This is a genomic window from Aquirufa nivalisilvae (genome assembly GCF_003143535.1).
Classification (GTDB): Bacteria; Bacteroidota; Bacteroidia; order Cytophagales; family Spirosomataceae; genus Aquirufa; species Aquirufa nivalisilvae.
The window spans coordinates 1,460,862-1,470,509 of the sequence record NZ_CP029346.1 but is presented as its reverse complement, the minus strand read 5'-3'; the positions used below and the strand labels follow the sequence as shown (position 1 = coordinate 1,470,509).

Genomic DNA, 9,648 nt, shown 5'->3' with positions numbered 1-9,648 from the left:
CCATTTTTGGCAAAAAAAAAGCAACACCCTTTTCAAGGTGTTGCTTTTTTACATGGGGTGGACCAGCATGGGCTCGAACCATGGACCCCCTGATTATGAGTCAGATGCTCTAACCAACTGAGCTACAAGTCCGCATTGAATTGCTTCAACGAGCTGCAAAATTAAATAATCAAGAGCTTTTTAACTAATTTCCTTTATAAATTTATAATTTAAGGTTCAAACTAGCTTGGTCCCATCCATTTTCAACCATGAAAACAAAAACGTTCATCAGCGATCTATCCAAGAAAATTTACCCTATTTCAGAATTAGTTAATGGGACTAATATTCAAGAAGGGATTTTACAATTAATTCAAAGAGACTACCCCAAATTCAACTCAGAAAGCAATTTAGCTTTAAGCGAATTGAACATATTCCGGCAAATTTATTTATCAGATTTTCTTAAAAAGGAATCGGGTGATTTAACCGCTTTAGAACAAGTAGTCATCAAAAATGAAGCAGACCACCGTTTAATTACCCAAGCTGTGGACATGGAAGATTTTGGAGATTTAACCACTGGTCAAATAATAGCGGATAAAGTAGCCTCTTTTGGTGGTAGTTGGCGTTTTATCATTTCCTTCTTTGTATTTTTAGCCTTATGGATTTTAGTCAATGTCTATTTATTTTTAAATAAAGGTTTTGACCCTTATCCTTTTATTCTATTAAATCTGATTTTATCCTGTATTGCTTCTTTGCAAGCACCTGTGATTATGATGAGCCAAAATAGACAAGAAGAGAGAGATCGAGAAAGATCAAAGAAAGATTATTTAATCAATTTGAAATCAGAATTAGAAATACGCTTGCTAAATGAGAAAATAGATCATTTAATGATGCATCAGCAACAAGAATTGCTTGAAATACAAAACATCCAAGTTGAAATGTTAAATGAAATAACCAATTTGGTAAAAGATAAGAAAGTCCGCTAAACACTATGTACCCAACTAAAATTATCAATGACCCTATTTATGGCTTTATTAAAATCAATAACCCATTCATATTAAAACTCATTGATCACCCGTATTTTCAACGATTAAAGCGCATCAAACAATTGGGATTAGCCGAATTTGTTTATCCAGGTGCCCATCATACTCGATTTCATCATGCCTTGGGTGCCATGCATTTAATGGATCAAGCACTCAATAATCTACAAGCTAAAGGATACCCAATATCTGAAGAGGAAAGAGAAGCCGCAGAAATCGCCATCCTCTTGCACGACATTGGCCATGGTCCATTTTCTCATGTATTGGAATATACCTTATTAGAAAATGTCCATCATGAGGCCATTTCACAAATACTGATGGCTACTTTAAATAAGCATTTTGAGGGTAGATTAGATTTAGCCATTCAAATGTTTTCAGATGAATACCACCGTCCATTTTTTCACCAATTAATTTCTAGTCAATTGGATGTCGATCGATTGGATTATTTAAGTCGAGATTCCTTTTACACCGGGGTTCGAGAAGGATTCATTGGTTCGGAAAGGCTCTTGTCTATGTTGGATTTAGTCAATGAAAAATTAGTTTTAGAAGAAAAAGGGATTTATTCCATCGAAAATTTCTTGATGGCAAGGAGGCTCATGTATTGGCAAGTGTATTTACACAAAACCGCCATTGCTGCAGAAAGCATGTTGATTCAAATATTACGTAGAGCCAAATATTTAATTAATTCAGGTGTACAATTAGAATGTTCTACACCCTTATTTACATTTTTAAGCAAAGTGTATACTTGGGAAGAGTTTTCAAGTAGAGAATCTTTACTAATTGCCTTTACAGACTTAGATGATCACGATGTTTGGGCAGCCATAAAGAGTTGGAAATCAGCAGAAGATATCATCCTAAAAAATCTTTGTCAGCAATTTCTAACCCGAAAACTATTCACTTGCAAATTAGGAAGTCAACCTATTCCAAGAACTAAAAAACTGGAAATTGAGCAAATGATTCAAAAAAGTTTGGGTATAACTGCTGAGGAAGTGGGCTATTTTGTAGTGGATGGTTCAACGAGTAATGCTGCCTACATACAAGGGGACAATACCATCAAAATGGTCGATAAACAAGGGCAGGTCGTCGAGTTACTCGAAGCATCTGACTTACCGACCATCCAAGCATTAAGTAAGATTGTAAAAAAATACTATTTTTGTTGCCCAAAGAGCGTATATTTGCAAGGCGAATTACGATGATTGCGTACCTAATTCCATTATTACCTGAAAATCAATTCATCCCTGCATGAAATTTACTGTTGATCAAATTGCCGGACTAATTCAAGGAACAGTAGATGGGAATGGAGCTGATATTATTTCAGATTTCAGCAAAATAGAGGAAGGTAAATCAGGTTCAATTTCGTTTTTAGCTAATCCCAAGTACGAGGCTTTTTTATATGATTCGAAGGCGACTGCCATCATCATTTCACAGGACCAAACGTTAAAAAAGAAGCCATTAGCCACTCTAATACGTGTTGCTGACCCATATTTGTCATTCACCATTCTGTTACAAAAATACCAAGAGATGATGGCATCCAATGAAACAGGAATTCAACAACCCTCTTTCATTGACCCAAGCGCTATTTTAGGTGAAAACATCTATGTAGGAACGTTCACGAGCATTAATCGAAATGCTAAAATCGGTTCTGGTACTCGCATTATGAATAATGTTAGTATCGGTGTCAATGTGAAAATTGGAGAAAACTGCATGATCTACCCTGGGGTTATTTTATATCCAGACACGGTCATAGGTAATCATTGTACCATACATGCCAATGCGGTAATTGGTTCTGATGGATTCGGTTTTGCACCTCAACCAGACGGTACATTTACAACCATTCCTCAACTTGGTAATGTGATCATTGAAGATCATGTGAGTATTGGTGCTAATACCACCATAGATCGAGCAACCATGGGCTCAACCAAAATAGGGAAAGGCTCTAAAATAGATAATTTAGTACAAATTGCTCATAATGTGGAAGTTGGCCAAAATACAGCCATAGCTGCCCAAGTGGGTGTTTCAGGCTCTACAAAAATTGGAGATCATTGTTTAATTGGTGGTCAAGTAGGAGTTGCTGGACATATCAGCATAGCTCCAAATACCATTGTAACAGCGCAATCTGGAGTAACTAAAACTGTTAAAAATCCTGGACAAACACTTGGAGGTACACCAGCCTCCCCTAATGTAGATTATTTAAAAAGAAATGCACTTATTCGTCAATTACCTGACTTGTTTGAAAAAATCAATCAAACAATAAAAGTTGAGTAATTTGACATTAGATTCGTATGAACAATAAGCAACACACCATTAGTAAATCTGTCACTCTAAGCGGAGTGGGTCTTCATACTGGCGTTACAGCCACTATGACTTTTTTACCAGCACCAGCAAATCATGGTATCAAATTTCAACGTACCGATTTACCCGATCAACCGATTGCAGATGCTGATGTTGATTACGTAGTAGATACTTCTAGAGGTACCACCATTGAACACAACGGTGCGCGTATAAACACAGTAGAACATGTTTTGGCTGCCATGGTGGGGATGGAAATTGACAATATTTTAATACAATTAGATGGCCCTGAACCTCCAATCATGGATGGAAGTTCCATCAAATTTGTAGAAGCATTAGAAGAAGCTATTCCCTTAGAACAAGAAGCTCATCGTAAATTCTTTGAATTACCTGAAGAAATCCGTTTTAAGGATTTAGATAAAGGTATTGAGTTAGCTGCTCTTCCATTAAATGATTACCGGATTGCCGTAATGGTGGATTATAATTCTAAATTCTTATCCAGCCAGCATGCTAATTTAACGCACGTTTCTCAATTTAAAGAGCAATTCGCCATGTGCAGAACTTTCTGTTTTGTGCATGAATTAGAAGTACTTTACAAAGCTGGCTTAATTCAAGGTGGAGATTTAAGTAATGCCATCGTGATCGCAGATCGTGATTATTCAGAAAAAGAGTTATCCCATTTATCTGAAGTTTTAGGAAAACCTAAAGTAAGTATTTCCAAAGAAGTGGGAATCTTAAATAATACCAACCTGCATTACAATAATGAAATGGCTCGCCATAAATTATTGGATGTAATGGGTGACTTAGCCTTAGTAGGGAGACCTATTAAAGCTCAAATTCTTGCTTCCAGACCTGGTCATGCGTCTAACGTAGAACTAGCTAAAAAGATCAAGAAATTAATGCTTGAAACGGAGAAAAACAAGGTTCCAGTTTACGATCCTAAACAACCTCCTATTTGTTCACACGAACGTATATATGAGTTATTGCCTCACCGTTATCCGTTCCAAATGATTGACAAAATCACTTATTTGGATGAAAATAGCGTGGTAGGAATTAAAAATGTCACCATGAATGAAAGCTATTTCATGGGCCATTTTCCCAATAACCCAGTTATGCCGGGTGTCATGCAAGTAGAAGCTATGGCTCAAACAGGTGGCATTTTAGTTCTTAGCTCCGTTCCTGATCCAGAAAACTATTGGCCATATTTAGTCGGTATTGAAAATTGTCGATTCAGAAAAAGCGTAATTCCTGGAGATACTGTTATCTTTCGTTGTGAATTAATTTCACCTATTAGAAGAGGAATTGCTAAAATGACAGGTAAGGCCTATGTAGCCGGACAAGTTGTTTGCGAAGCAGAAATGACCGCTAGTTTAGTTAGAAAATCATAATCTTACCCATGACATATCCGCTCACACATATAGATCCATCCGCAAAAATTGGCCAAAATGTGACAATTGATCCATTTACCATGATACACGGAGATGTTGAGATAGGTGATGGTACTTGGATTGGGTCAAATGTAACCATTTTCCCTGGTGCTCGAATTGGAAAAAATGTTCGTATTTTCCCTGGTGCAGTTATTTCTGCTATCCCCCAAGATTTAAAATTTGGAGGTGAAAAAACAACTGCAGAGATAGGCGACAATACTACCATTCGAGAATGTGTAACCATCAATCGAGGTACTGTTGATAAAGACCGTACCGTCGTGGGCAAAAATTGCCTAATCATGGCTTATGTGCATATTGCTCATGATTGTCAAATTGCCGACAATTGTATTTTAGCCAATTCGGTTCAAATGGCTGGTCATGTTACCGTAGGAGAATTTGCCATCATTGGAGGCTCTACTGCAATTCACCAATTTGCTAGTATTGGTAAACATGTCATGATCTCTGGTGGATCCCTTGTTCGTAAAGATGTTCCTCCTTATACTAAATCTGGAAGAGAACCTCTAACTTATGCAGGAATCAATTCTGTTGGTTTAAGACGAAGGAATTTCTCAGATGAACAAATCGCTGATATTCAAGAAATATATCGATATATCTACCAGAAAGGATTGAATATCCAAACTGCCTTATCAGAAATTGAAGAACAGATTCGTCCATCTTTAGAAAGAGATGAAATACTTTCTTTTATTCGTAACTCCGAACGCGGAATCATGAAAGGATAAACCGTCAATTCATGAAAATTCTTGCCGAACATGTTGAAAAAAAATTCCGTCAAGAATGGGTTGTTCGCTCCTTTTCCTATTCCTTTGAATCTGGTCAATCATATGCATTAACTGGACCCAATGGTTCTGGAAAATCTACCCTATTACGCATATTAGCCCAATACTCATTACCTAGCAAAGGACAAGTATCATTCCTACATGATAATCAATCTAAAATAGAAGCAGATCAATGCCATGCTTTAGTTTCCTATGCAGCCCCATATGTAGAGCTAATTGAGGAATTTACCTTAACTGAACTATTGAATTTCCTCGTTCAATTGAAAGCTTTACCTAGTCAAATTTCATTGTCTCAATTTCAAGATTACATAGAATTACAGCCAGACAAATCTAAGTTCATAAAAAACTATTCTTCTGGGATGCGTCAAAAAATCAAATTGGGCTTGGCACTTTTGGGCGAAAGGCCATTTCTATTTTTAGATGAACCTACCACCAATTTGGATGAAAAAGCAAAAAAATGGTTTTATCAAAAAATACAAGAGAATAGAGACCGATTGATCGTAATAGCTTCCAACGAAGAAGCAGAAATTACTCTATGCGAAAAAAGAATATCGATCTTAGACTTTAAATAAATTTCCGTTTCAATCGAAACAACAGTAGTCCCATGACTACTAAATTGAACCCCACAAAATAAGCCACATCTGCTAAGCCTAATACCCCCTTGGAGATATTCCGATAGTGGAAATTCAAGCTATATAGATCAATATCGAAATTGGCAAATAAAGGAATTAAAGCCAGTTCTTGAGGACCTTGCCAACATATAAAGTTAAATGCTACACCAAGCACAAAGGCTAAGGCTTGTTTATTCGTTAAGGAAGAAGCAAATGCACTTAAACAAACAAAGGATAAACCTAATAAAATTAGGGAAATGTAGCCCCCTAGAATTAATGTTGAATCGTAATTACTTGGAGGACTTCCTAAACTTCCTAAAGAATACACAAAGAAGAGCGTAGGAATTAGTGATGTCAATACTACTGCAAATGTACCTATCACTTTCCCCAACAGGATATCCCAATCTGAAACTGGCAGAGAACGAAGTAGATCAAAGGTTTTCAAAGCATATTCCTCAGAAAACAAGCGCATACTTAAAGCAGGGATAAAGAATAAGAAAAACCAAGGGGCTAATTCAAAAAAAACGCTTAACTCCGCAAATCCAAAATCCAAGACATTCCCTTCAAATACCCAAGTATAAAGGCCTGTAAGCAAATAGAATGCTAACATAAGCCCTAAACCAATAAATGAACTAAAAAATGATTGGTATTCCTTTTGAACAATAGCCCACATAGATTTATTCAAAAAATGGTTTCTCCTTCTTTAAAATGGCAGAAACAATTAATCCCAATAAAAAGATAAATAAAGTAGACATCAATACAATCAATACAAATTGAACTCCTGGGCCCATCATCATAGAAGATACTTTCATTGCTTCTGTAATTTGACTTTCACTCAATCCTTGCTCTTCCATCTTCTCACGAGCTATATCCAATTGTTTTTGAAGTACAGTGGTATCGATGAAATTTAAATAAATGTAATTATACGCTCCCGAAGCTAATCCCCAAATTGCTCCTAGTAAGGTGGACACTCCTAAACCTTGGCTATAACCTAAATATCCAGCATTTTGCTCTCTAAATTCTTTTAAAGTCAGGAATAAAATCGATGTATCAATTAATAAAGTAGCCAAAAAAGTAATCCAGCCTAGTGACTCTGAAAATTGATCTTCTAATCCTGTATACTTGGTTAATAAAGTAAATAAAAAGCTTAATGTCCCCCCAATCAAACCCCATTTTAAGGCAATTAAGGATGATGAAGGTGTAGCATCGGATTGATTTTCCATAGTTTTAAGAACGTTTGTAGTATAATGATATAAGTAGATTGGGTAAAAAGGATAATGCTAACTTTTGGAAAAAATCATCTTTCGCAATGCTAAAGGCATTAATTTGAGATATGTTATTTTTCAATTCCAAAAAGTAGGATTGTCCTTCTTGCTGAACGATAACCTTTTGATATTGAGCCAATTCACTTAAGCTCAATCGAATATATTCATTTAAAATGTTTAAACCTTCACTTGATTGATAAAACCAATAAAAAAAACTATAAGTCAATATACTTACCAAAATGACAAAAACATATTGGTAAACAAATAAATGCAAAAAATGAACCGACTGTGTGTCGCGTCGTTTCATACCTCTTTGCACCAAAAACCACTGAAAAAACAAAACAATTACATAGCTTGGAGCCTTTTTCCCACCAATCGGAATAGTCCCATTTTGGTACAAAACATAGCAATAAACTAAAATTAACCCTAAAACCAATAAAGCTGCGATGACCAATTCTGGTATGCGTTTGAGGTTTAAAAACATATTAAAACGAGGTATAAATGGAACCGTTTACGACTCCTACAATCTGGTGATCAAAACGATGATTCAAAAATACTGAGTTCTTAGATTTGCTAAGCATCATGGATTCCTGAAACTCCATGGACTTATTTTCAACTAATACTCCTTTAGAAATAAGTCCAAGCCCTAATTGGGAAGCTTCAATTCCTAATAATTTTGCAGGTCCGTGATGAATCCAAGAATCAATTGATGAAATATTTCTTTGTTTGGCAGCCTGCAAAAGTGCCAATAATAAAGTTTCTAACCCGACTACCCCAAAGCTTGCTTGATCAAACTCAATCTCTTTTAATTCTATTTCCACAGGGTGATGATCTGATACAATGGCATCAATAGTACCATCTTGCAATCCATTCCAAAGTGCATCTTGATCTTCTTGTGTTCTAAATGGAGGATTAACCTTTTTATTGGTATCAAAATCAGCTAAATCTGATTCTGTAAATATCAATTGATGAATAGCTACATCCGAAGAAACAGATAAACCTTCTTGCTTCGCTTGTCTAATTAATGCCACAGATTCCTTACTAGACAAACAAGAAAAATGAAGTTTAAAACCCCCACTCCCATTTCCAAAACTATGACTTTGAACATAGCGTAACAAATCTAAATCGCGCTTTATGGAAAGAGTTTCCGTTAAAACAGGAATACCTTTTAAACCCATTAATGTACTTTGAAGTCCTTCATGAATTTGACCGTACATCGATAAACCCTCCGTGTCAGGTCTACTCACCATGGTAACCGGTAAAGTCTGAAGGTATTGCAAACATTTGACCATTAAATCAGTATTCTGTAAAGAACCTGAACCATGGCTAAACCACTGTGCTCCTGCCAGCTGTAAATCGTATAAGTCAGTGAAATTTTCTCCTTTATTATCGATAGTTAATGGAGCAATAGGATAATAATTTACTCCTTGAGATTGATTCCTGATAAACTTAATAGCTTCAGATTGCTGAGGCACGGGATTTCCGGTTGGTAAAAGAGCCAAATCTAATACACCTCCACGTAAAGCCGCTGCTTGTAAGGAATTCCAATCTTCCTTGAATTCACCTCCAGGTAATGTATGATGAACTCGTAAATCGACAACTGAAGGATACCAGCTTAAGTTTTCGCAATCAACAATCGTATCTGCAGAACTTGAAATGGAACTAGCAATTTCCTTCCAAATACCATTTTCAGCCAATAAGTCAACTTTTTGTTGAAAATACGACGAAGTACTATCTAAAATTAAAATGGATTTAAATAAAATGCGCATGGCTTTGGTATAAAAAAAAACCCTGAAAATCAGGGTTTTAAAATCAATGTGCTACAAAAGATTTATAGGTGGCTACATCCATTAATTCGGATAAATCACCTACATTACTTGGTTTTATTTTGACAATCCATCCTTCACCAAAAGGGTCAGAATTGATTAATTCCGGACTATTATTTAAGGCTGTATTAAATTCGATCACTTCACCTGCAACAGGTAAAAACAAATCAGATACCGTTTTAACAGCTTCCACCGTTCCAAAAACAGCATCTTTAGCAATACTCTTACCCACTGTTTCCACCTCAACAAAAACAATATCTCCCAATTCACTTTGTGCAAAATCAGTAATTCCTACTACTGCTACATCTCCTTCTAAACGAATCCACTCGTGTTCTTGGGTATATTTTAATTGTTCTGGAAAATTCATGTCTTTAGTTTAATTTGTTACGCAAAGGTCAATAAAGTTCTCATTTTTTG

Annotated in this window: 11 protein-coding genes and 1 tRNA gene; 6 read left to right on the top strand and 6 right to left on the bottom strand. The window is 36.0% G+C overall.

The window, feature by feature from the left end; translation table 11 throughout:
* Nucleotides 1-58 precede the first annotated feature (58 nt).
* Nucleotides 59-132 (bottom strand) — tRNA-Ile (locus HME7025_RS06525).
* Nucleotides 133-248: 116 nt separating this feature from the next.
* Here HME7025_RS06525 and HME7025_RS06520 point away from each other — a divergent pair.
* From HME7025_RS06520 to HME7025_RS06495, 6 genes are read left to right on the top strand one after another with little or no spacing between them, the layout of a single operon-like run.
* Nucleotides 249-962, top strand: coding sequence for a DUF1003 domain-containing protein (locus tag HME7025_RS06520; protein ID WP_109322858.1), 714 nt, complete (start codon nucleotides 249-251; stop codon nucleotides 960-962).
* Between the two features lie 5 nt (nucleotides 963-967).
* Nucleotides 968-2,212: an HD domain-containing protein gene (locus tag HME7025_RS06515; RefSeq protein WP_109322857.1), complete on the top strand. Its 1,245-nt coding sequence runs from the start codon at nucleotides 968-970 to the stop codon at nucleotides 2,210-2,212.
* A gap of 46 nt (nucleotides 2,213-2,258) precedes the next feature.
* Complete coding sequence (lpxD, locus tag HME7025_RS06510; RefSeq protein ID WP_109322856.1) at nucleotides 2,259-3,281, top strand: UDP-3-O-(3-hydroxymyristoyl)glucosamine N-acyltransferase; 1,023 nt, start codon at nucleotides 2,259-2,261, stop codon at nucleotides 3,279-3,281.
* A gap of 17 nt (nucleotides 3,282-3,298) precedes the next feature.
* The gene (locus HME7025_RS06505) at nucleotides 3,299-4,693 is read left to right on the top strand and encodes a bifunctional UDP-3-O-[3-hydroxymyristoyl] N-acetylglucosamine deacetylase/3-hydroxyacyl-ACP dehydratase (RefSeq protein ID WP_109322855.1); all 1,395 of its coding nucleotides are present in this window, start codon (nucleotides 3,299-3,301) and stop codon (nucleotides 4,691-4,693) included.
* 8 nt (nucleotides 4,694-4,701) lie between these two features.
* Nucleotides 4,702-5,472, top strand: coding sequence for an acyl-ACP--UDP-N-acetylglucosamine O-acyltransferase (gene lpxA, locus HME7025_RS06500; protein WP_109322854.1), 771 nt, complete (start codon nucleotides 4,702-4,704; stop codon nucleotides 5,470-5,472).
* Between the two features lie 11 nt (nucleotides 5,473-5,483).
* Nucleotides 5,484-6,101, top strand: coding sequence for an ABC transporter ATP-binding protein (locus HME7025_RS06495; RefSeq protein WP_109322853.1), 618 nt, complete (start codon nucleotides 5,484-5,486; stop codon nucleotides 6,099-6,101).
* Here the strand turns inward: HME7025_RS06495 and HME7025_RS06490 are convergent.
* Genes HME7025_RS06490 through gcvH form a run of 5 tightly spaced genes read right to left on the bottom strand, consistent with a single transcriptional unit; the run spans nucleotide 6,094 to nucleotide 9,598 of the window.
* Complete coding sequence (locus HME7025_RS06490) at nucleotides 6,094-6,813, bottom strand: ABC transporter permease (RefSeq protein WP_109322852.1); 720 nt, start codon at nucleotides 6,811-6,813, stop codon at nucleotides 6,094-6,096. The genes HME7025_RS06495 and HME7025_RS06490 overlap by 8 nt on opposite strands.
* Before the next feature lie 4 nt (nucleotides 6,814-6,817).
* A complete protein-coding gene (locus HME7025_RS06485; protein WP_109322851.1) occupies nucleotides 6,818-7,363 on the bottom strand; it encodes a DUF4199 domain-containing protein in 546 nt (181 codons plus the stop codon).
* Between the two features lie 4 nt (nucleotides 7,364-7,367).
* Nucleotides 7,368-7,889 (bottom strand): hypothetical protein, encoded by a 522-nt coding sequence (locus tag HME7025_RS06480; protein ID WP_109322850.1) that lies wholly within the window; start codon nucleotides 7,887-7,889, stop codon nucleotides 7,368-7,370.
* A 1-nt stretch (nucleotide 7,890) separates the two neighbouring features.
* On the bottom strand, nucleotides 7,891-9,174 hold the full coding sequence (locus HME7025_RS06475) for a dihydroorotase (protein ID WP_109322849.1): 1,284 nt from the start codon (nucleotides 9,172-9,174) through the stop codon (nucleotides 7,891-7,893).
* A gap of 43 nt (nucleotides 9,175-9,217) precedes the next feature.
* Nucleotides 9,218-9,598 carry a glycine cleavage system protein GcvH gene (gcvH, locus tag HME7025_RS06470; protein ID WP_109322848.1) on the bottom strand — a complete coding sequence of 127 codons (381 nt, stop codon included), beginning with the start codon at nucleotides 9,596-9,598 and terminating at the stop codon, nucleotides 9,218-9,220.
* Nucleotides 9,599-9,648: the final 50 nt, after the last annotated feature.